Below are 20760 nucleotides of genomic sequence, written 5' to 3' on the forward strand. Positions count from 1 at the left end.
TATGTCCGACACCAACGATCTCCGCTATCCCATTGGCCCGTTTACGTTCGGCCATTCTTATTCGTTCGATCAATCGCAGGAGCACATTGCCGCCATTGCGGTTTTTCCCCACAACCTCACCGAACTGGTGGGCCGCTGGGGCGACAGCCGGCTCGACACGCCCTACCGCCCCGGTGGCTGGACCGTCCGGCAGGTGGTTCACCACGTCGCCGACAGCCACATGAATGCCTACGTCCGCACCAAACTGGCGTTGACCGAGGCCATTCCGACCATTAAACCGTACGACGAAAACGCGTGGGCGACCCTCCCCGACTACCGGCTTTCCATCGCGCCGTCGCTGGTCATTCTGAGCAACTTACACCAGCGTTGGGTAGCGGTTTTGAACGCCCTGACTGAAGCACAGCTCCAGCGGCTGTATTTCCATCCCGAAAGCAAAAAGCAGTTTTCGCTCGCCGAAGCCCTTGCCAACTATGCCTGGCACGGCGAACACCACTACCAACACGCCTACCAGCTTGCCCTCCGGAACCATTGGGTTTAGTTAAGAGTTAAGAATTAAAAGTTTAAAGTTGCGACACCGCCTATTTTTAACTTTTAATTCTTAACTCTTAACTCAAAGTGTTTGAACATCTCCTCATCGGTCTGATTTTTCTGAGTGCGGTGGCCTACCTCGGTCGTCGGGCGTGGAAGAGTCTGTTCCGGAAAGAGGCCGGCTGTGGCAAGGGATGCGGGTGCAGTGCCGACGCAAAAGTCACGTCAGTTAACAAATCAGGGCGGTTACCAGTTAACTAAGTGGTAGTACGTATTCCGACCCAACATGACGAGTGACGAAAGCGGGGGAAGCCGATTCCCTTCTTATATTCCCATAACCGTAATCCTCGCTTTGTTGATGGCGGGTATCTTTTCCTGCAAAAAAGTCAACCCCGAGCCCCCCGCTGCCCGCAATTTCGATGATTCTCTGACGGCCGACAGTTCCTACGTGACGGCTCCGATTCTGTTTGAAATTTCTGAACTCGAAGAAAAAATCAACAAGGCGCTCGGCGTGGTGCTGGTCGAAAAGGCCGAGATCAAGAGCGGCAAATCCCGGTCTTTAAACCTGCGCATCGAACGAAACGGGCCCATCAAGCTGGCTTTTGACGGCACCCGGCTGACGTTCAGTGCCTCCCTGAAAATCTGGCTCAGCAACCCCATGAATTTGCTGACCAACTCAAAAGACACCAGCAACTGGGTGTATAGCGCCATCGACGTGCGGTTTCGCAGCCCGCTGACGGTACAGGACAACTGGCGCGTGCAAACCCGTGTCGAGTTGGAAACGTATCACTGGATTACCAAACCCCGGATTCGGGTGCTGGGTATAGACATCCCCGTTACCCGGCTGGCCGACCGCATTCTCGCCAAACGGGAAGACGGCATCGAGAATGCCATCGACAACGCGGTTTTTAACGAACTCCGGCTGGACCGCGAACTGCAAACCGTCTGGAAAGATATTCAGAAACCATTGCTCATCAACCGGCAGTATCAGCAGGTCTGGCTCCTTCCCCGCCCCTATGCCGTTTTGGTCGGGCCGATTCGCGGCAATCCGAAAACGATTGTAATTCCGATGCGGCTCAAACTGGGCGTCGATACGAAATTTGGTCCCCGCCCGGTCTACACGCCCTCGGCTCAACTTCCGCGTTTGCAGAAAGTGGCCTCGCTGCCCATGATGTCGCGCATCAATTTGCTGAGTCGTATTCCCTACACGCAACTAACGGCGGTGCTGAACACCTTCATTCGGGGTAAAAAACTCAACGTAATCAATCACCTGATAGACATCGAAAAAGCGGATATTTACGGCGGTGAACACGCCCTGATCGTTCGGACAGACATCCGAGGAGCCATCCGGGGAAGCCTCTATTTCCGGGGGCGACCGGCATTTGACACCATTCGTAACGAACTGATGATGAAGAACATCGACTACGACATCCACACCGAGCAATCCCTGGCCCGGGTTGCCGACTGGCTCCTCCACGACACGCTCAAAGACACCTTGCAGGCCACCCTGAAAATACCGCTTCAGGAACATTTCACCCTGCTTCCCCACAAAATCGAAACGGCCTTTTCGCGGGCTAAAGTGGGACGAAAAGCCCGCATCGACATCCCGAAATTTCAGTTAATTCCCAAAGCCATTGCCGTCCGCCCCGACGGTTTGTACATTCTTCTCCACGCCGATGCCGCGATGCGGCTTGAAGTTGTAGATTTGTAAGCTGTAGAGTATCCATTTCACCCCAACCCCGAAAGCGAGCCAGCCGTTCGTCCTTTCGAATCACACGCCAGGGAGTTGGAGGCAATCGTTTTACCAATGAGTTCAGAAAAAAGAGATCCGGAGCAATACGTCGATTTAGGGCATAGCGATGTAGAAAACCACCTCAAAACGCAGGTGGCTTTGTACGAAAAACGATTGAAAGAAGGTGGTTCGGCCAATAAAGTGGCCGCTTTTTTTGCTACCAATCTGTTTGGATTCGCCTACCACTACCTCAAAAGCCGCTTTGGCCCCAAAGCCGCCTACCAATTTTACCCCAGCAACGGCGACGATGGCATTTATCCGCTGCATACCTATTCCGAAACCGTAACGCTGGCGCTGGTGTCGGACTGGGCCACCGACACGCCCGAATCGGATTTAATCGGCCACCTGATTCGCGATCATGACCCGGACTACACCCTTCACCTCGGTGATATTTACTTTGTTGGTACCCCGCAGGAAGTGGCCACCAATTTTACGGACCCCGACGCGTCGTGGCATTTTGGCAAACACGGCAGTCTGGCGCTGTCGGGCAACCACGAAATGTATTCCAACGGAACGGCCTATTTCAAACACCTGCTGCCGGCCATGAAAATCCGCAAAGGCAGCCAGATTGCTACCCAGCAAGCCGGTTTTTTCTGTCTGGAAAACGAACACTGGCGGATCATCGGACTCGATACGGGCTACAACTCGACCAACCGCCCGTTGCTGGAAGTGCTGTTCAAACCCGACTGCAACCTGCGGAACGAACAGGTTCAGTGGCTGACCGAGACCGTGAAGCTGGGCAACCCGGACGACAAACGGGGCATCATTTTCCTGAGTCACCACCCGTATTTCTCCTCGTTCCGCGACGATCATCCGGTGGTGGGCCGCCAACTCAAAACCATCTTCGGAGCCGCCGAACGGCCGGTTCTGTGGTTTTGGGGCCACGAACACCGCCTTTCCTTTTACAATCAATATGGTTTTCCGGACGGCATTAAAGCCTGGGGGCGTTGCGTCGGCCATGGTGGCATGCCCGTCGAAACCGATCCGCCGGATCAGGGCCACCTGGGCCAGCTTCTGTTCTACGACCAGCGCGTTCGGGAACGCATCCGTCGTCGCGATGTCGGCTTTAACGGTTTCGCCCTGCTGTCCATCAACGGTCCGGCCATCGACATCAACTACATCGACCAAACCAACAAAACCGTCATCGCCGAACGCTGGACCGTCGACCCCGCCGGCGGTTTATCCTCCGAAATCATCGAAATCCATCCAGAAGTGACGAAATACTGAAGGATGAATGATGAGTGATGAACGGGCTGACGCATACATTCATCGTTCATCATTCATCACTCATCATTCCTATTCTGCCTTCCATCGCCACAGATACCGGGATGCCAGCGTGCGGTGGGGGCGCCAGGGCTCGGCGATTTCGTGCAGGCGTTTGTAGAGTGCCCGGCCGGTTTCGGTTAGGCCATAGGCTTTTACCATCTTCTGCCGAATCACCAGATCATCGACCGGGAACACGTCGGGGCGATCCAGCACGAACATCAGCAGCATCTCCACGGTCCAGCGGCCCACGCCCTTGATGGGCAGCAGGTATTGCACCACTTCTTCGTCGGTCAGTGGCCCGAGGTGGTCGCTGGACATGGGGTTTTTCAGGGCAAATTCGGCCACACTTTGCAGATAGACGGATTTCTGACCCGACAACCCCGCACTCCGCAATTCCTCCGGCAACTTGGCCACCAACTGTTCCGGGTGCGGATAGCCATCGGGGAACAGAGCCAGAAACCGGGTAAAAATGGAATCGGCCGCTTTGACAGAAATCTGCTGGGAGACGATGCTTTCCAGCAACGCCAGGTAAATCGGGTTCTTGTCCGGGTCTTCGTCATACGCAAATGCTACTTTCGGCAAGGGCGTCGACGCAATAATTTGCTTCAGAATGGCATCTTTGGCGAGATGGTCAAGTGGCATGGGAAAGGTATTTTCAGGTCCATGAATGGAAAGAATAAAGATCGGAAGGAATGCCCAGACCGACACGGTTTCTCACCGGTTTTCCGCTCCCCGACCGACCCGTATGATGGGCTTCTTTTGACACTTCATCCGGAAGTTGTTACGGTTCAGCAGGTTGAGAATTGGGATGCGAGGGTAAGTGGGGCAATTTTGTGCTGTTCAAATTGAAAAAAGCCTATCCACACCACTTTTTGTTCATCCACTCACTCTCATGAAAAAAGTCTTTAAAATCATTGGTTACGGCTTCGGTGGCCTTGTTTTGCTGATCGCCGGTTATTGCACGTATGTAGCCGTTGTGGGCGTTCCGAGCTACGATCCACCCACGATCCCGGAAATCACCGTCGAAAGCACCCCCGCCCGCGTAGCCCGTGGGGAGGTAATCGGCCAGATCCAGTGCCTCGCCTGCCACGCCAACAACGAAAACCGCCTGACCGGCAAATACCTGGGGGAAGTACCGGCCCTCTTTGGCAAGCTGTACTCTAAAAACATCACCCAGGACCTGGAAAAAGGCATTGGCAACTGGACCGACGGGGAATTGATCTACTTCCTGCGAACCGGCCTCCGGCGCGACGGCACCTACGCTCCCATCATGCCCCAGTATCCCAATATGGCCGACGAAGACCTGAAATCGGTGGTGGCCTGGCTGCGCTCCGACCGCTTCCCGGTTCAGGCCACCAAAGAAGAAGCCCCGGAGTCGGAACTGAGTTTTGTATCGAAACTCCTGACGCATACCCTTATGAAGCCCCTCGCCTATTCGCCGGCACTCGTTTCGCTGCCCGACAGCACGGATCCGGTTGCGTTGGGCAAGTACACTGCCGACGCCATCGGCGACTGCTATAGCTGCCACTCCGGCGACCTAATCGACCAGAGCAAAGAACAACCTGAAAAGAGCAAGGGCTATTACGGCGGTGGAATTGAAATGAAAGGCGAAGGCGGAAAACCGGTTATTACGGCCAATCTGACGTTCGACGAGCAAACGGGAATTGCCAAAAAATACACCAAAGAGCAGTTCATCCGCGTGGTAAAACTCGGTGTTCGACCCGACGGTTCGGTTCTCAAACAACCCATGTTCCCGCGTCCGATGTTGTCGGACAACGAAGTGGGCGCGATTTATGAATTCCTGAAAACCGTACCGAAAATTCAGAACGACATCGCCAAGAAGAACGCGGAATTGCAACTGGCGGAGAAATAAGATACCGGAGGCCGGTAGTCAGACCAGCGGCAATGTTACCCGAAACTCCTGACCGGTTTCTTCTATTCTCGGAACCGGCTGGCCCAGCATCTGGTATTTGGTCAGGATGTTGCTCAGGCCCACCCCGTTGGAAAGAATCCGACTGGCTTTGCGCTGGAGGTTGTTGCTCACGATCAGGTGCTGTTGTTCATCGGTCGTGAGCACAATCGTGAGTGGCTGTTCGGGCAGAATGATGTTGTGTTTGACGGCATTCTCAATCAGCAGTTGCAGCGTCAGGGGCGGCAGATGCATCGTTTCCGTACCGGGATAAATCCGGGTCACCAGCGTCAGGGCTTCGCCGTGGCGGGTTTTCAGCAAGTGGTAATACGATTGAATGAATTCCAATTCATTGGCTAAAGGCGTCAGCGCGCTCTCGTTGCTGCGGAGCAAATACCGGTAGACCGAGCTGAGTTCTTCGGCAAATACTTCGGCCTGCTGCGGGTTTTCGCTAATGAGTGCCGTCAGCGAGTTGAGGCTATTGAACAGAAAATGCGGGTTGACCTGCTGCCGCAGGGTGTCGAGCTGGGCCTGAAGCTGAGCTTTGCTCAGCGTATCGACTTCCTTGCGCGACTGCTGCCAGTGTCCGAAACTATCCATGCTTTCGTAAGTGATGACCACAATCGCCACGATGAGGGTGGTAAATACCAGACCCAGCAACAACCGGCTTACTTCCGGTTCGAAACCCGGCATCGCGATGAACCAGTACACGAAAAAGAGGACCGCAACGTGTAACCCGGAACTGAGGGAGCAAAACAAAAAGCGTCGGAAGGCGCGGCCTACGTATTGCTCAGGGTCCGGATACAACTGGTTGATGCGAATGGCAATGCCGTTGTTGACATACCAGGCCGTAAATGACTCCAGAAAGGCTAAACCAGTCGCCAGGCCGAGGGTTGTCCAGTTTCGCCAGTAGTCGTCGCCCAGCAGTAACCAGTTCAAAATACTGATATACAGTGGAACAACGATGATTTGTAAAAGCCAGTCGTATCGGGAATAGGCCAGAAGTTTCATAGGAAGCAGAAAGCAGAGCCGCTTTTCAAATCTACGAAATTCTCCAGACAGGTCAAGTCGGTTTTCCCAAACCATCCGAAACCGGTTTAGGTATATGCTCGTCAAGGCGGCCAAATTAAAGAACCGCTGCCATTGGTCAAATTTGATTGTTAACCGCAAACAAGACCCTGAAAGGGTCCAATCATTAGCCCCGGATGCAATCCGGGGAATGGAGAATAGATGTAGCGGAGTAACAACCCTGAAAGGGTTGAATAGATAAAATCCGTTATTGATATGACCCTTTCAGGGTCTTGTCCGTTCGTTGGCGGTCTCGATTCCATTCCCCGGATTGCACCCGGGGCTAATGAGATGACCCTTTCAGGGTCTTGTCCGTTGGTCAGAGAATGGGATCATTTCGCATCATGGAAAATGATTCCTAATGTATACCGGTTTCCGGAATGAACCGCGCTGACGCCGTGCCTCATCGTGACCCGGGAATACCCTCTTGTTCCCTTTTTCGGACGGAATTGCGTGGTAAACAGCAGGACATCGCCCTGCTTTGGAGTCAAAACCGTTGCTTTGGACTGCGCCCGGGGAACCTGCTCGGTCAAGACAAATTCCCCTCCGGTATAATCCTGAGCCGGTTCACTCAAAAAAACGACGGCCTGCAAAGGGAAATAGACATCTCCATACAAATCCTGATGCATCGCATTATAACCACCAGGACCGTATTTCAGCAGCAACGGAGTGGCCCGGCGCTGCTCATTCCGGTGGCATTCATCCAGAAAACCGGCGTGTTCTTCGGGGTAGTGAATCCCGAGTTTTAACAAACTTGCCCATTGATTCGCCACCGGAGCAATAGCTGCATAAATAGCCGTTCGCATCGTCTGAATGGGTTCAGGAAGCGGATACTGGAAATATTTGTACTCCCCCTGCCCGTAGCCGTGCCGTTCCATCACGACCGTTTTCCGAAAATGCCCCGGTTCATCGTACAACGCCCTGAGCGGCTGGCATTCTTCCGGATGAAGCACCTGGCGGAGGAGCGCAAAACCGTTCGCATGGAGCGATTCGCGCGCATCATCCCAGTTCAGTTGATCGATTCTCATGCTACGGTCTATTTTATGAGAAATTGTTTTCTCTTATCTAACTGCTAACGTCTACCGTTTATTTCCCTGCATAAGCGGCTTCCCAACCCAGCAAGGCCGTTTTGCGGGTGGCTCCCCAGCGGTAATTCCCAAACAAACCGGTTTTTCGGATGACGCGGTGGCAGGGAATCAGGTAGCCCACCGGGTTGGAGCCGATGGCCGTTCCGACCGCCCGCGAAGCTGTCGGCATGCCGATGGCTGCTGCAATCTGGTCATAACTCACCACTTGCCCTTCCGGGATGCGCAGCAGAGCTTCCCACACTTTCAGTTGAAACGACGATGCCTTGACCAAAACCCGCAACGGTTTCCGGGCAGCATCGGTAAAAATCGCATCAGCCAGAGGGCGAAGAGCCGCGGAATCGGGGATGACCGTGGCTTCAGGCCAGTCGGTGGCAAATCGGTGGGCGATACTGATGGCGTCAGTTGGCTCGGCTTCTTCCAGAAACTCCAGCCGACAGATTCGATCACCAATCGTTCCCAGCAGATACGGTCCAAAGGGGCTTTCAAAAACCGCATACCGGATCGTCAGGCCCTCGCCGGCCAGTTTGAACTGACCGGGCGTAACGCCTTCCAGCACCACAAACAGGTCGTGCAACCGCCCCGTACCCGACAGCCCGGCTTCGTCGGCGGCTTCCGCCAGGGTGAGCCCACTCCGCAACCGTTCTTTGGCGAAATCGAGGGTTAAATACTGTAGAAATTTCTTGGGACTCACGCCCGCCCAATCCGAAAATAACCGCTGAAAATGGTAGTCGCTCAGGTTAGCCTGGTTAGCCACCTCGGCCAGCGAAGGTTGCTGACGAAAGTTCTCGGTCAAAAACTCAATCGACCGGGCAATCTGCTGGTAGGTAGGATTGGCTTCTGTTTCGTACATGAGTGTTGTCGTTTGCATGAAACAAAAGTAGGCCACAAACCCCGTCGGAGAAACCCGATTCTTGCGGACTTTTCCGAACTTATTGCTTGATAAACCGGCGGGTATAAAACTGGTGTCCTGTACTAAACAGGATGATATACACGCCTTTCGCCAGGGTCGAAACGTCGATCTGGTGCTGCTTTCCCACTTCCAGTTGCCGGGTTTGCAGCGGCTGGCCTGCCAGGGTGATGATTCGGGCTGAAAGGGTTGAATATGGCAGATCGGGAACATTGATGGTCAGCAGCTTGTCGGTCGGAACGGGAAAAATCTTTGCCAGATCCGGCTGGTGCTTACCCATGAGCTGTTCCAGTTCCTTGAAGAATTTCGTTTTGGACATCTCTTTATCAGACGACGTGATCCGGCCACTGATCCGTTGATCCTCCCGAACGACGTAGGTACCGCAGCCCCCCAGTTCATAATCACCGTTTCGCTCATTCTGATAATACGCGTTTTCGATTCGGTTGAGAATGAGGACGAGTCTATCGCCTTTCTTAAAGCCATTCGTATAAAGTCGGCACATAAACCCGGGATCGCCCCACACCCGAACCACGGATTTTTCTTCACTCCCGTTCAACACCTCCAGGATTTTTACGTCCATGCCGTGTGCCTCGTGGTCCCGAACTTCCGCCCGGACAATCAACACACCGGGTTGCCAGGCCGCTTTCTCAGCGATGGTCAAAAAAGAGCCGGCATCGATGCAGCTACACGCCTGCACGTCGGTTATTCCACCCAACCCCGCTCCCACCATCATCACAAACAGTAGTATTCGTTTCATCATCTCTCCGTTTTTTAAGAGAGACTCCAATTCGACCGGATTGGTTGGAAGTCCATAAGCGGTTCCATGCATATAGTTTCATAATTTTAGCAGTTGCTTGAATGAAAGCCGGAGGCCTGTCCTGTCAATAGCAAAGAGGGTTCAGGAGTCGGTAGCTCCGGAGGAGCGGCCTGAACGAATTCATGGATCGCTCCTCCAGAGCTACCGACTCCTGAACCCTCTTTGCTACTGACAGACCGCCCTTCCAGGGCTTTCCGATTAACTCAAACAGCTTGTAAAATACAACCACTAAATATGCATAATACATAAATAACCGGTATCCCAGGCAAATGAGTCATTTCCCGAAATACCGGTTATTTAGCAGCAAAAATGATTACTTCACTCCAATCAGCGCGCCCGCTTTGATTTCATCGACCACGGCCGGGTCCAGCAAGGTCGAGGTATCGCCCAGACTTCCGGTTTCGCCTTCAGCAATTTTCCGCAGAATCCGGCGCATGATTTTTCCGGAACGGGTTTTGGGTAATCCGCTGACAAACTGAATCTTGTCGGGTTTGGCAATCGGCCCGATTACGCGGCTCACCGTTGCCAGAATATCCCGTTTCATCAGTTCCGCATCGCTGTGTGATACCTGACTTTCAGCGATGACATACGCGTAAATGCCTTGTCCTTTGATGTCGTGCGGATACCCGACCACGGCACTTTCCACCACGCCGGTGTGCATGTTGATGGCATTTTCTACCTCAGCGGTTCCAATGCGGTGGCCCGACACGTTCAGCACGTCATCGACCCGGCCCGTAATCCGGTAATACCCGTCTTCGTCGCGCAAACAGCCATCGCCGGTGAAATACAGTCCTTTGTAGGTGCTGAAATACGTTTGCTTGCACCGTTCGTGATCCCCGTAGGTCGTGCGGATGATGCCCGGCCAGGGAAACTTGATGCACAGATTCCCGCTCACGCCGTTGCCTTCGATTTCCTGCCCGTTTTCGTCCACCAGCAGGGGCTGAACACCCGGCAGCGGCAGGGTGGCATAGGTCGGCTTGGTTTTCGTCAGTCCGGCAATGGGCGAAATCAGAATACCGGCGGTTTCGGTTTGCCACCATGTATCGACAATCGGGCAGCGGTTTTTACCAATGTGGTCGTCGTACCAGTGCCAGGCTTCTTCGTTGATCGGTTCGCCTACCGATCCCAGCACTTTCAGCGAACTCAGGTCGTGATTGTCCACTTTTTCCAGCCCAAAACTCATCAGCGAGCGAATGGCCGTTGGGGCGGTATAGAGAATATCGACCTTGTATTTATCGACAATGTCCCAGAAACGACCGTTGTCCGGCCAGGTCGGAACGCCCTCGAACAGCAGCGACGTGGCCCCACAGGCCAGCGGACCGTAAACGATGTAACTATGTCCGGTAATCCAGCCGATGTCTGCCGTACAGAAATGCACCTGACCGGGTTCATACTGGAACACATTCTGGAAAGTATAGGCCGTGTAGATCATATAGCCCCCGCAGGTGTGCACAACGCCTTTGGGTTTGCCCGTCGATCCGGATGTGTAGAGGATGAAAAGCATGTCTTCAGCGTCCATTTCTTCGGCGGGGCATTCGGCCGTGACCTGCTTCAGTTCCTGCTCCATCCAGACATCCCGGCCCTTGATCATCGAAACCGGGGTGCGGGTGCGGGTCAGCACAATGACCCGTTTAACGCTGGGGCATTGCACCAACGCATCGTCGACGGTTTCCTTCATCGGAATTTCCTTATTCCCGCGATAGGCTCCATCGGACGTAATGACCAGACGGCACTGCGCATCGTTGATCCGGTCGGCAATGGACTGGGCCGAAAAACCGCCAAACACCACGGAATGAATGGCTCCGATGCGGGCGCAGGCCAGCACCGCAATCGCCAGTTCCGGCACCATCGGCATATAAATACACACGCGGTCGCCTTTGCCAACGCCGTTGCGTTTCAATACGTTAGCCATTCGGCATACCTGGTCGTGCAGCATCCGGTACGTCAGCGTAACGCCCGCTTCGTTCGGGTCGTTGGGCTCCCAGATAATGGCAGGCTGATCTCCGCGCTCGGCCAGATGCCGGTCCAGACAGTTTTCGGTAATATTGAGTTTACCCCCCACAAACCACTGCACATTCGGTTCTTCAAAATTCCATTGAAGCGTTTTTTTCCACGGCTTTCTCCACTGAAAATTCTGAGCGATTTCAGCCCAAAAGCCCTCGGGGTCCTCGACGCTGTAGCGATACGCTTCCTGGTACTCGTCAAAGGTTCGGATTTGAAAATTCATATGCTTGAAATACTAAAGTTCAGGCCGCTAAACTACAATTATTTGCTTTCAATCTGACATTTTTGGCGTTGTCAACTCTCTTCACTTTGCCCCTAAATCCCCTGAAGGGAACTTGGACACGGACTTATCCGGATGCAAATAGTCCCCTTCAGGGGATTTAGAGGCAGAAACATCCTCAGGTTTTATCGTATTCGCCCTGCCAGGCATACCGCCCGAACAGCGCCAGACCGGCGGTGATGGGAAAAAAAATGACGACAATCACCAGCCAGAACACGTAGTCTTCCGCACTGGCGGTATCGGAGGTTAGTTTTCGGATGGTTTGATACGGTAACCCGATCATCAGGGCGATTCCGGCCAGCATACAGATCAGGCCGAGTATTTTTTTTATGGCGTTCATTGTGGGAAGGGGTTAGTCGTCAGCGGTTTTGTATTGTTTTTTGTCGATGTATAAGGCTCCGATCACGAAGCAAACGGCGGCAATTCCGATGGGGTACCACAAGCCTTGCAAATACGCTTCCAACGTGTGCGTTTTTTTCGCGGTTTCAACGAGGCTCGTTGCGATAAATGGCGTTAAACCGCCAAAAACACCGTTTCCAATGTGGTAGGGCAACGACATGGAGGTATACCGGATTCGGGTCGGAAACAGCTCGACCAGGAAAGCCGCAATGGGGCCGTAGACCATCGTCACGTAGAGCACCTGGATAAACACCAGAACCGTCATGAGCCAGAACGACTCATCCCCCAAGGTCACTTCTTTCACCACCGCTGTGCCGGGTACAGCACCGGTTTTGGGCTGAGTTTCGCGGTACACCGTGCCATCGTCAAAATAAGAAACTGACGAAACCGTAGCCTTGAATTCTTTCGTATCCCCGATGCGTTCCTGTTTGGTTTCGATGCTTCGCCGGAAGGTTTGCTCGGTTTTCTGTGTCAGGTCGGCCAGGTTGTACATGGCCCGGTAAATAGGCCGATAGGTCAACACGCCCAACAACATCCCGGCCAGCATGATGTTCCGGCGGCCGATGCGGTCGGACAAACCGCCAAAAATGACGAAGAAAGGCGTCGCCACCATCAGCGCAATCGCAATAATGTAATTCGATTGCGCAAATTCGACGTTGCAAACTTTCTGAATGAACGACAGGGCGTAAAACTGCCCGGTATACCAGATGACGCCTTGCCCCGCCGTGGCCCCGAACAAGGCCAGCAACACCATTTTCAGGTTGGCTTTTTTGCCAAAACTCTCTTTCAGCGGATTGGTCGAGACTTTTCCTTCACTTTTCAGTTTCTGGAAAATAGGCGATTCCGACATCTTTAGCCGGATGTAAATCGAAACGCCAACCAGAATGGATGACAACAGAAACGGCACCCGCCAGCCCCAGCTCGTGAAGGCGTCGGTGCCCATCGCCTGCCGGGTGAGCAGAATGACTCCCAGCGAAACGAACAGCCCGAGCGTGGCCGTTGTCTGGATAAAACTGGTGAAATATCCCCGCTTTCCATCGGGCGAATGCTCGGCCACGTAAGTAGCCGCCCCACCGTATTCACCGCCTAACGCCAACCCCTGAACGAGCCGTAGCAGCAACACGAGGGCCGGTGCCAACATGCCGATGGTTTCGTAATCCGGCACGCAGCCAATCAAAAACGTCGACCCGCCCATCAGCACGAGCGTCAGCAGAAAGGTGTATTTTCGACCCACCAGATCGCCCAGCCGACCGAATACCAGGGCACCAAACGGACGCACGATGAAACCGGCGGCAAAAGTCGCCAGCGTTGATAGAAAACCGGCAGTAGGATTGTCTTTCGGAAAAAATTGGGCGGAGAGAATCGTAGCCAGACTGCCGAAAATGTAGAAGTCATACCACTCGATGAGAGTGCCGACCGAGGAGGCCGTTATGACCCGCCAGACTCCGGTTGCTTCGGAGGGTGCGGATTGTTTGATACGCATGTACTGTGTAGGGTTTTGGAATGCGGCATAAAAAAGCAACTAAAACCGCTTTTTTCCTACTATTGCGCGAAAATGATACGTTAAGAGTGATGAATTAAGCGTTGGCTGACGCGTTCTACTTTTAATTCGTAACTCATCACTCTTAACGCTTTTAAACCGGTTCGATATGAATCTGTTCATGATCAACCGCCGGTTTTTCTCCCCGAATGAGTGCTTCTGCCAAAAGCACTCAACTGGCCCGCTTAGCCCGTTCGGCACTGATAAAATACGCGCCCTGCCGAACGATCGACGCCGGGTTTACGACCGGAGGCAACGTCACTTCCGTCTGGTTATTTTGGGTAATACCGGCCTGAATTTCAACCCGTTCAAATCGGTACTTACCTGCCGGACTGTCGGGCTGCCGGACATACAAAAACGTTCGTTTCCCTTCTTTCACCAGCGCATCCGATGGCAGGGCCACCACGCGCCGGGGTGCGGCCAGAATCGTTGCCCGAACGTACGATCCGGCAAAAAGCCGGCCGGATTGTCCGGGTAGCAGATTGGCGTGTACCAACACGGTTTTCGTGTGTGCATCAAACGCTTGTCCCACCCGGTAGACTTTGGCCAGCATCTCGCCGGTAGATTGCTGGGAGGCTACAAAACGAACCAGTTGGCCCTCGTGAATGTGCCGGATGTCGTTCTCGAAAACCCGCAATTCAAGATACAGGTGGTCTTTATTCACGATTTCGACCAACGCATCGGTAGTCCCCACAAATTGCCCTAGCCGCAGATTCACCTTATCGACATACCCGCTAATGGGAGCCAGCAACGGAATCGTCCGGCTGATCGTCCCCTGGCGCAGCGTTTCCAGCGGAATATGCAATTGAGCAAGTTGAGCCTCCAGCGAAGCCAGCAGGGCTTTGGTCGTTTCAAACTCAGCCGTCGATTGCTGGAGCTTTCGCCGGGCACCTACTTCTTCACGGCTTAATTCCGTTTGCCGATCCAGTTCCTGGCGTTCAAACCGGCTCCGGGCGATGGCTTGCAGGTATTCCTGCTGGAGTTTGATGTAGTCCGGATGTTCCAAAACCGCCAGCGATTGCCCTTTACGAACAAAATCGCCCTCCACCAACCGGGCCGAGCGCACAAAACCTCCCATCGGAGCGCTCACCGTCGCCCATTGGTCCGGTGGCGCTTCGAGTTTGCCCGTAGCCTGAATGGTTTCCCCCAGCGTCAGTGTATCCGGCCCACCCAGTTGGATTCCGGTTTCGCGAAACTGGGCTTCGCTGATGGTAACGGTGTTGGCCGACGAATCTGGTGCCACACGCGGGGTTTCCTGATCCGAAGCCGAGGGCGACGAACAGGCTGCCAGAACGCTCAACATGGGAATAGCAAATGATTTTAATGTGATTTTCATGGGGTATAGAATTTTGTCAGGGAGCCGTGGGCACGTACCCCGCCAGCGCTTCCTGTTCGATAAAGGATTGATTATACTGAGCCACCGCGTTCAGGTACTGTTCCCGAATCTGCCACGCCTGAGTCGTACTCTGCACAAACTCAAGGTATTCGATATCCCCAGTCAGGTAGCTTTGTTCGGCGGTTCTCAGAATCAGGTCAGCCTGGGGTAGCGCCGACGCTTCGTAGTAGGCCAGGGTGTTCCGTGACTGGCGGAATTGTTGTTCACGAATCGTCAACTCGCCCCGGAGCCGGTGTTGCTGGTAGCTCAACTGCCGGTCGGCCACCTGGCTCTGGAGTCGGGCCGCTTCCAGTCTTCCCCGCAGAGGAGCCAGAAACAGCGGCAGCGAAACCCCTACTTGGTAAATACCGAATCCTGCCTGTTTTTCAATGGATTGTGAGAGATAACCCACACGCAGGTCGGGCCAGAACCGCTGTTTTTCCAGATCGGCCTGCCGACGGGTCAGTTCGACCTGCTGCCGCTGAAAGGCCAGCAAGGGGTTTTCAGCGAGCGATGGCGCAGGCCCGGGCATTCCGGCTTTTAACCCTCCCGTCGTGTCGATGCTCACCGGCTCAGTTTCCTGCAGCAAAATGGCCAGTTGCTGCCGCCCGATGTCGCCGTGGGCCACTCGCCGGGCTCTTTTAGCAACACCATCACGTCGGCGGCTTCGATCGGCATGGGGTCGGTAGGAATTTCGGCAGTTCCGATTTTGGAAATAACTTCCTTTACTTCCGGAAAACCGTTTTTAAGAATGGTTTCCATGCGCCGGGCGGTTTCTACGGTTTGCGTCAGCGACGAACCCGGTTTGAGCGTCAGACTAATGGCAATATCACCCTCGTCGAGGTTGGGGATAAATTCGCCCCCCATCGAACCAAACAGAAGAACCGCTCCGACCAGCAAAAGGGCCGACAATGACAGCACGGTTTTTTGCCAGCGTAAGGCTCCGACCAACAACGGTTTATACAACCGGTAGAGGGCTTTCATAAGCCGGTCGGCCAGCGTTCCCTCCTCCCGTATGTCTTTGCGAAGCAAGGTAGCCGCCATCATCGGCACATAGGTGACACACAGAATCATCGCGCCAATAATGGCAAACCCGACCGTCAGAGCCATGGGGCGGAACATCTTGCCTTCGATGCCGGTCAGCGACAGAATAGGCACATACACGATCAAAATAATCAATTGACCAAACAGGGCGGAGCGCATCAGGCGGCTGGACGAATCCAGCGAAATGTCGTTCATCGACTGCGAACGGGCCGCCTGGGTGTGTACGATCTGGAAAATCATGCTTTCGACAATGATAACGGCCCCATCAACCAGCAGTCCGAAATCGATGGCTCCCAGGCTCATCAAATTGACCGAAACCCCAAAGACGTGCATCATGCCCAGCGCAAACAAGAGGCAAAGCGGAATGACGGAGGCCACCACCAGCCCCGCCCGCCAGTTGCCCAACAGGAGCAGCAACACACTCATGACAATCAATCCACCCTCCAGCAAGTTTTTACTGACGGTATGGATAGCTTTGTCGATGAGCACCTTCCGATCCAGAAACGGTTCGATGATCAAACCGGGCGGCAAACTTTTCTGAATCTCGGCCATGCGGATTTTGACGCCTTCGATGGTTTTTTCGGAAGATGCCCCCTTGAGCATCAGCACAATACCGCCCACCACTTCGCCCCGCCCATTCCGGGTCATGGCGCCGTAGCGGACCGCATGACCCACGCCCACCTGCGCGACATCCCGAACCAAAATGGGCGTTGGGCCAACATTTTTGACGACAATCTGGCTGATTTCATCCGGGTTTTTCACCATGCCTTCGCCCCGGATGAAGAAGGCTTCCGGCCCTTTTTCGATGTAACTACCGCCCGTGTTGGCATTGTTGGCCGTCAGGGCCTCGACCACTTCGGTCAGCGTCGTGTTCATGCCCCGCAGCCGTTCGGGGTCGATCCGAACTTCGTATTCTTTCAAATAACCGCCCAGGCTGCTGATGTCCACCACGCCCGGCACGCCCGCCAGTTGGCGTTTGATGAGCCAGTCCTGCACGGTGCGCAGGTCGGTTGCCGTGTAGCGGTTTTCAAAACCGTCTTTGGGTCGGACCACGTACTGATAAATTTCGCCCAGACCCGTTGTCACCGGAGCCAGTTGAGGAGTGCCCTCCGTCAGTTCTCCTTCGGCGGTTTTAAGTTGCTCGGCCACTAACTGGCGGGCCAGAAACGTCGGTGTCGATTCTTCAAAAACCACCGTGATAACGGACAAGCCGAACCGGGAAATCGACCGAATTTCCGTAACACCCGGCACATTTCGCAGGGTGGTTTCGAGCGGAAACGTGATGAACTGTTCGGTTTCCTGAGCCGCCAGTGATGGAACCTGGGTGATCACCTGAACCTGATTGTTGGTAATATCGGGAATGGCGTCAATGGGCAGTTGCCGGAGGGCGTAGGTACCCCAGGCAATCAATGCCACGACGCCCAGCACCACCATCAATTTTTGATGGATGCTGAACTGAATGATTTTTTGCAGCATAATACAGATAACTCGTTGAAAATGAATAGCAGGCAGACTAACCCCGTGCGGATGACACGGGCTCAGACGCCAAACGATCAATGCCGGGAGTTACCCGAAACGGGGCGGTTGAAACAGCAGCGTGGTTCGCTGGAAGGAATAGCGGTTTTCGTAGGAGAAGCGAACCGAGGGGAAAGGGGTAAAAATCGCGGGTTCGATCGGTTGCCATTGCGGCTCGGTCAACACAAAAACAAAACCCGACGAGAGGTGATTGTACATGGGCAGTTTGACGCCCTTGTGCGGTGTTTTGGCGTGTTCCGATCCGGCAGCGTAATGGAGGGAAAGAAATTGCCAGAAATCAAACGTGTTTTTGGCGGCTTGCCGATGCAACTGGTAATGAGCCAGCAAACCGGGAAGTTTATACACTTTCTCCACGTCAGTCTGAGGGAATAGACTGCCCGCCAACATCAGGATGCCCAGAAAAAGAGCCAGCGTGGATTTCATCGGTCAAAGGTACGGCTCAATCCGGCAAGTTCCGAGTTGATAGCCCTTGTTTTCTCATTTTCGGGCAGTTCTGCCTCGAAACCGCAGTCTACACTAAATTTTCAGGAATTTTCGAGTCGTTATTTTCATTTGAACATAACGACTCGTTATCTTTCACTGAAAATAACGCTTTCGATGAAATACCTCTCCGTTCTGTTTCTGCTGTCAACGCGGCTGGCACTGGCAAACACCCTGCCGGACAGCACGATTGCCCGCCGGGATTCGCTCCGAAAAATTCAACTGAACGAAATTGTGGTGACGGCTTCGCGGGTGCCGGAATCCATCCTGAAATCGCCCGTCAGCATCGAACTCCTCGATGCGCGGCAAATCCGGCTGTCGGCTCAGCCGTCGTATTTTGACGCCATTGAAAACCTCAAGGGTGTTCAGTTGCTGACCTCCAGTCTGGGCTTCAAAGTGTACAACACGCGCGGCTTCGCCAATCCAACCAACGTCCGGTTTGTGCAGCTCGTGGATGGCATGGACAACCAGGCCCCGCACATCGGTGCCCCCATCGCTAATGCCCTCGCCCCCTCGGATCTGGACATCCAGCAGGTCGAAATTGTGCCGGGAGCGGCTTCGGCACTGTATGGCATGAATGCCCTCAACGGGTTAGCACAACTGATTACCAAAGATCCTTTTACGTCGCAGGGGCTGAGTGTCAGTCAGAAAACCGGGATGAATCACGTCAACGATCCGCTTGTTTCGGCGAAATTGTACAATGAGACCAGTCTGCGGTATGCCCGGACGCTCGGTTCCCGGTTGGCGGTCAAACTGAACCTGACGTACCAACGTGGTTACGACTGGATTGCCCGAAATCCGGATGACCTCAACCCCGGAGCCAATGCGTCGCTGGGATTGGTCGGTGCCGAAAACCCCGGTCGGGATCGGATCAACGTCTACGGCGATGAATCGGCCAACCGCCGGACGCTGACGCTCGATGGCAAGAAATACGTCGTTTCCCGAACCGGTTATTTCGAAAATGAAACGGCTGATTTACGGCTCCACAATCTGCGGGGCGATGTGGCGGTTTTCTGGCGTATCCATCCCGGGTTAACGGTTTCGTACCGGTATAAAGCCGCAACGCTCGCTACGGTTTATCAGCGCACCAACCGGTTCCGGCTAGACGATTACCGGCTCGACCAGCACGGCCTGACGCTTGAATCGCCGTCGGTCCACCTCCGCGCCTACCGAACGCACGAAACGACCGGCGACTCCTACAACATTCGCTCGATGGCAGAGAACATCGATCGGTCGTTCAAATCCGACAACCAGTGGTTTACCGACTTTTCCATCCAGTTTCTGGCCGCTACGAAAACCGGGCAACCCACCTCCCAGGCTCTTCAAACCGCCCGCACCACCGCCGACCAGGGACGCCCCCAGCCCGGTTCGGCCACGTTCAATACGCAGGTTGACAAGCTTCGCCAAATCAACAATTGGGACATCGGGGCAGCTTTGCAGGTGCAGTCGTGGCTGTATCACGCAGAGGGTCAGGCCGAACCAACGAAAGTGCTCTGGTCGGGTTTCCGCGAAAAAACCGGCCTCAACCTGCTGGTGGGTTTCGACTACCGGCAGTACGTCGTTTTTCCGGATGGCAACTATTTCATCAACCCCGAAGAGTCGGGACAGAACCTGATTTACTACAAAACCGGCGGTTTTCTCCAGGCATCGCGGTCGTTTTTTCAGGAGCGGTTGAAACTGACCGGTTCCGTCCGGGTCGACAAAAACCGCTATTTCGACGCCCGGCTGAACCCGCGGGTGTCGGCGGTTTTTTCGCCCGGCGAGCATCACCATTTCCGGACGTCTTACCAGACCGGCTACCGGTTTCCGTCGCTCTTCGAAGCGTTTTCCAACGTTAATTCGGGGGGTGTGAAACGGGTCGGAGGCTTGAAGATCATGTCGCAGGGCATTTTTGAGCGTTCCTATTTCCGGACATCGATCGACGCTTTTCAGGCCGCCATCAACACCGACGTCAACACGAACGGGTTGACGACCGACCAGGCCATTCAAAAGAATAAAGGCTTGATTCGGGCCAATACCTATACGTACCTCAAACCCGAGCAGGTCAGCAGCCTGGAGTTGGGTTACAAGGGCTTGTTCCTCGAAAACCGCCTGTCTGTAGATGTCGATTTCTACTACAACGTGTACCGAAATTTCATCGCCCAGGTCGAAGCGAATGTTCCCAAAAGCCGCAATCCGGATTCGCTGGCCTATGCCCTGGCCGACCGCACCAAACAGGACCGCTACCGGCTCTGGACCAACTCCAAAACGAAGGTCTTCAATTCCGGTTCGAGTCTGGGCGTTCGGTATTCGGCGGGTCGCAACTGGGTCCTGTCGGGGAATGCGTCGTTGGCCCAACTCGACCGCACCGACCGGGGTGATGGACTGGAAGAAGCGTTCAACACCCCGAAATGGATCACCAACGTGGGAATCGGCAACCCGACCCTCTGGAAGAACCTCGGCTTTTCGGTGCATTTTAAATACCAGAGTTCGTTTCTCTGGCAATCGTCACTGGCAACCGGCCGGGTTCCCGCCATCCATACCGTCGACGCCCAGCTTCGCTACGGGTTACCAAAACCCGGTTTGTCGTTGAAAATTGGTGGCACCAATCTGCTAAACCACCCCTATACCACTTTCGCGGCCGGGCCGAGCGTAGGCGGATTGTATTATGCGACGGTGGTGGTGAGGGTTTTAAATGAATGATGAATTATGGATGATGAACGATGAATGTTTGCCTGCGGAGCTAAT

At 54.2% G+C, this 20760-nt stretch carries 18 protein-coding genes; 6 read left to right on the plus strand and 12 right to left on the minus strand.

From position 1 onward, the window contains the following. The first annotated feature begins 1 nt into the window (after position 1). The 4 genes from F0P93_RS07265 (at position 2) to F0P93_RS07280 (ending at position 3547) form a co-directional block, all read left to right on the plus strand. Positions 2 to 538 carry a YfiT family bacillithiol transferase gene (locus tag F0P93_RS07265; protein ID WP_150875658.1) on the plus strand — a complete coding sequence of 179 codons (537 nt, stop codon included), beginning with the start codon at positions 2 to 4 and terminating at the stop codon, positions 536 to 538. A 77-nt stretch (positions 539 to 615) separates the two neighbouring features. Then, positions 616 to 789: a FeoB-associated Cys-rich membrane protein gene (locus F0P93_RS07270; protein WP_150875659.1), complete on the plus strand. Its 174-nt coding sequence runs from the start codon at positions 616 to 618 to the stop codon at positions 787 to 789. Positions 790 to 814: 25 nt separating this feature from the next. Continuing rightward, positions 815 to 2239, plus strand: coding sequence for a DUF4403 family protein (locus F0P93_RS07275; RefSeq protein ID WP_150875660.1), 1425 nt, complete (start codon positions 815 to 817; stop codon positions 2237 to 2239). A 96-nt stretch (positions 2240 to 2335) separates the two neighbouring features. Beyond that, positions 2336 to 3547, plus strand: coding sequence for a metallophosphoesterase family protein (locus F0P93_RS07280; protein WP_150875661.1), 1212 nt, complete (start codon positions 2336 to 2338; stop codon positions 3545 to 3547). Positions 3548 to 3616: 69 nt separating this feature from the next. Here F0P93_RS07280 and F0P93_RS07285 read toward each other — a convergent pair whose 3' ends face one another. After that, positions 3617 to 4228, minus strand: a complete 612-nt coding sequence (locus F0P93_RS07285) for a DNA-3-methyladenine glycosylase family protein (protein ID WP_150875662.1) — start codon at positions 4226 to 4228, stop codon at positions 3617 to 3619. A 250-nt stretch (positions 4229 to 4478) separates the two neighbouring features. Between F0P93_RS07285 and F0P93_RS07290 the strand changes: the two genes are divergently transcribed. Then, on the plus strand, positions 4479 to 5459 hold the full coding sequence (locus tag F0P93_RS07290) for a c-type cytochrome (protein ID WP_150875663.1): 981 nt from the start codon (positions 4479 to 4481) through the stop codon (positions 5457 to 5459). Positions 5460 to 5477: 18 nt separating this feature from the next. Here F0P93_RS07290 and F0P93_RS07295 read toward each other — a convergent pair whose 3' ends face one another. The 11 genes from F0P93_RS07295 to F0P93_RS07345 all read right to left on the minus strand — a co-directional run bounded on the left by F0P93_RS07295 (position 5478) and on the right by F0P93_RS07345 (position 17976). Further along, the gene (locus F0P93_RS07295; RefSeq protein WP_150875664.1) at positions 5478 to 6506 is read right to left on the minus strand and encodes a sensor histidine kinase; all 1029 of its coding nucleotides are present in this window, start codon (positions 6504 to 6506) and stop codon (positions 5478 to 5480) included. 389 nt (positions 6507 to 6895) lie between these two features. Beyond that, complete coding sequence (locus F0P93_RS07300) at positions 6896 to 7591, minus strand: 2OG-Fe(II) oxygenase (protein WP_150875665.1); 696 nt, start codon at positions 7589 to 7591, stop codon at positions 6896 to 6898. A gap of 58 nt (positions 7592 to 7649) precedes the next feature. Beyond that, positions 7650 to 8519: a methylated-DNA--[protein]-cysteine S-methyltransferase gene (locus F0P93_RS07305; protein ID WP_225309392.1), complete on the minus strand. Its 870-nt coding sequence runs from the start codon at positions 8517 to 8519 to the stop codon at positions 7650 to 7652. Positions 8520 to 8580: 61 nt separating this feature from the next. Further along, on the minus strand, positions 8581 to 9315 hold the full coding sequence (locus F0P93_RS07310; RefSeq protein WP_191908748.1) for a T9SS type A sorting domain-containing protein: 735 nt from the start codon (positions 9313 to 9315) through the stop codon (positions 8581 to 8583). A 373-nt stretch (positions 9316 to 9688) separates the two neighbouring features. Further along, entirely contained in the window at positions 9689 to 11602 is a 1914-nt protein-coding gene (gene acs, locus F0P93_RS07315; RefSeq protein ID WP_150875667.1) for an acetate--CoA ligase, read from the minus strand. A 175-nt stretch (positions 11603 to 11777) separates the two neighbouring features. Next, positions 11778 to 11999, minus strand: a complete 222-nt coding sequence (locus F0P93_RS07320) for a DUF6814 family protein (protein WP_150875668.1) — start codon at positions 11997 to 11999, stop codon at positions 11778 to 11780. A gap of 12 nt (positions 12000 to 12011) precedes the next feature. Next, positions 12012 to 13541 (minus strand): MFS transporter, encoded by a 1530-nt coding sequence (locus F0P93_RS07325; protein ID WP_150875669.1) that lies wholly within the window; start codon positions 13539 to 13541, stop codon positions 12012 to 12014. A 229-nt stretch (positions 13542 to 13770) separates the two neighbouring features. Then, on the minus strand, positions 13771 to 14934 hold the full coding sequence (locus tag F0P93_RS07330) for an efflux RND transporter periplasmic adaptor subunit (protein WP_150875670.1): 1164 nt from the start codon (positions 14932 to 14934) through the stop codon (positions 13771 to 13773). Positions 14935 to 14950: 16 nt separating this feature from the next. Further along, a complete protein-coding gene (locus tag F0P93_RS07335) occupies positions 14951 to 15601 on the minus strand; it encodes a TolC family protein (protein ID WP_150875671.1) in 651 nt (216 codons plus the stop codon). Further along, complete coding sequence (locus tag F0P93_RS07340; RefSeq protein WP_225309393.1) at positions 15538 to 17493, minus strand: efflux RND transporter permease subunit; 1956 nt, start codon at positions 17491 to 17493, stop codon at positions 15538 to 15540. Before F0P93_RS07340 ends, F0P93_RS07335 begins: the two co-directional genes overlap by 64 nt. Positions 17494 to 17583: 90 nt before the next feature. Then, positions 17584 to 17976 carry a hypothetical protein gene (locus F0P93_RS07345; RefSeq protein ID WP_150875672.1) on the minus strand — a complete coding sequence of 131 codons (393 nt, stop codon included), beginning with the start codon at positions 17974 to 17976 and terminating at the stop codon, positions 17584 to 17586. A 174-nt stretch (positions 17977 to 18150) separates the two neighbouring features. On the opposite strand from F0P93_RS07345, the gene F0P93_RS07350 reads away from it, so the two are divergent. Further along, entirely contained in the window at positions 18151 to 20715 is a 2565-nt protein-coding gene (locus F0P93_RS07350) for a TonB-dependent receptor plug domain-containing protein (RefSeq protein WP_150875673.1), read from the plus strand. Positions 20716 to 20760 lie beyond the last annotated feature (45 nt).

The organism is Larkinella humicola, from assembly GCF_008727875.1.
GTDB lineage: Bacteria > Bacteroidota > Bacteroidia > Cytophagales > Spirosomataceae > Larkinella > Larkinella humicola.

Excerpts from the sequence above, each read along its gene's own strand:
- F0P93_RS07345 (WP_150875672.1), bottom strand. The coding sequence starts at position 17,976 with ATGAAATCCACGCTGGCTCTTTTTCTGGGCATCCTGATGTTGGCGGGC.
- F0P93_RS07340 (WP_225309393.1), bottom strand. The coding sequence starts at position 17,493 with ATGCTGCAAAAAATCATTCAGTTCAGCATCCATCAAAAATTGATGGTG.
- F0P93_RS07290 (WP_150875663.1), top strand. The coding sequence starts at position 4,479 with ATGAAAAAAGTCTTTAAAATCATTGGTTACGGCTTCGGTGGCCTTGTT.
- F0P93_RS07305 (WP_225309392.1), bottom strand. The coding sequence starts at position 8,519 with ATGCAAACGACAACACTCATGTACGAAACAGAAGCCAATCCTACCTAC.
- F0P93_RS07350 (WP_150875673.1), top strand. The coding sequence starts at position 18,151 with ATGAAATACCTCTCCGTTCTGTTTCTGCTGTCAACGCGGCTGGCACTG.
- F0P93_RS07265 (WP_150875658.1), top strand. The coding sequence starts at position 2 with ATGTCCGACACCAACGATCTCCGCTATCCCATTGGCCCGTTTACGTTC.
- F0P93_RS07285 (WP_150875662.1), bottom strand. The coding sequence starts at position 4,228 with ATGCCACTTGACCATCTCGCCAAAGATGCCATTCTGAAGCAAATTATT.
- F0P93_RS07300 (WP_150875665.1), bottom strand. The coding sequence starts at position 7,591 with ATGAGAATCGATCAACTGAACTGGGATGATGCGCGCGAATCGCTCCAT.
- F0P93_RS07310 (WP_191908748.1), bottom strand. The coding sequence starts at position 9,315 with ATGAAACGAATACTACTGTTTGTGATGATGGTGGGAGCGGGGTTGGGT.
- F0P93_RS07330 (WP_150875670.1), bottom strand. The coding sequence starts at position 14,934 with ATGAAAATCACATTAAAATCATTTGCTATTCCCATGTTGAGCGTTCTG.
- F0P93_RS07320 (WP_150875668.1), bottom strand. The coding sequence starts at position 11,999 with ATGAACGCCATAAAAAAAATACTCGGCCTGATCTGTATGCTGGCCGGA.
- F0P93_RS07275 (WP_150875660.1), top strand. The coding sequence starts at position 815 with ATGACGAGTGACGAAAGCGGGGGAAGCCGATTCCCTTCTTATATTCCC.
- F0P93_RS07280 (WP_150875661.1), top strand. The coding sequence starts at position 2,336 with ATGAGTTCAGAAAAAAGAGATCCGGAGCAATACGTCGATTTAGGGCAT.
- F0P93_RS07325 (WP_150875669.1), bottom strand. The coding sequence starts at position 13,541 with ATGCGTATCAAACAATCCGCACCCTCCGAAGCAACCGGAGTCTGGCGG.
- acs (WP_150875667.1), bottom strand. The coding sequence starts at position 11,602 with ATGAATTTTCAAATCCGAACCTTTGACGAGTACCAGGAAGCGTATCGC.
- F0P93_RS07295 (WP_150875664.1), bottom strand. The coding sequence starts at position 6,506 with ATGAAACTTCTGGCCTATTCCCGATACGACTGGCTTTTACAAATCATC.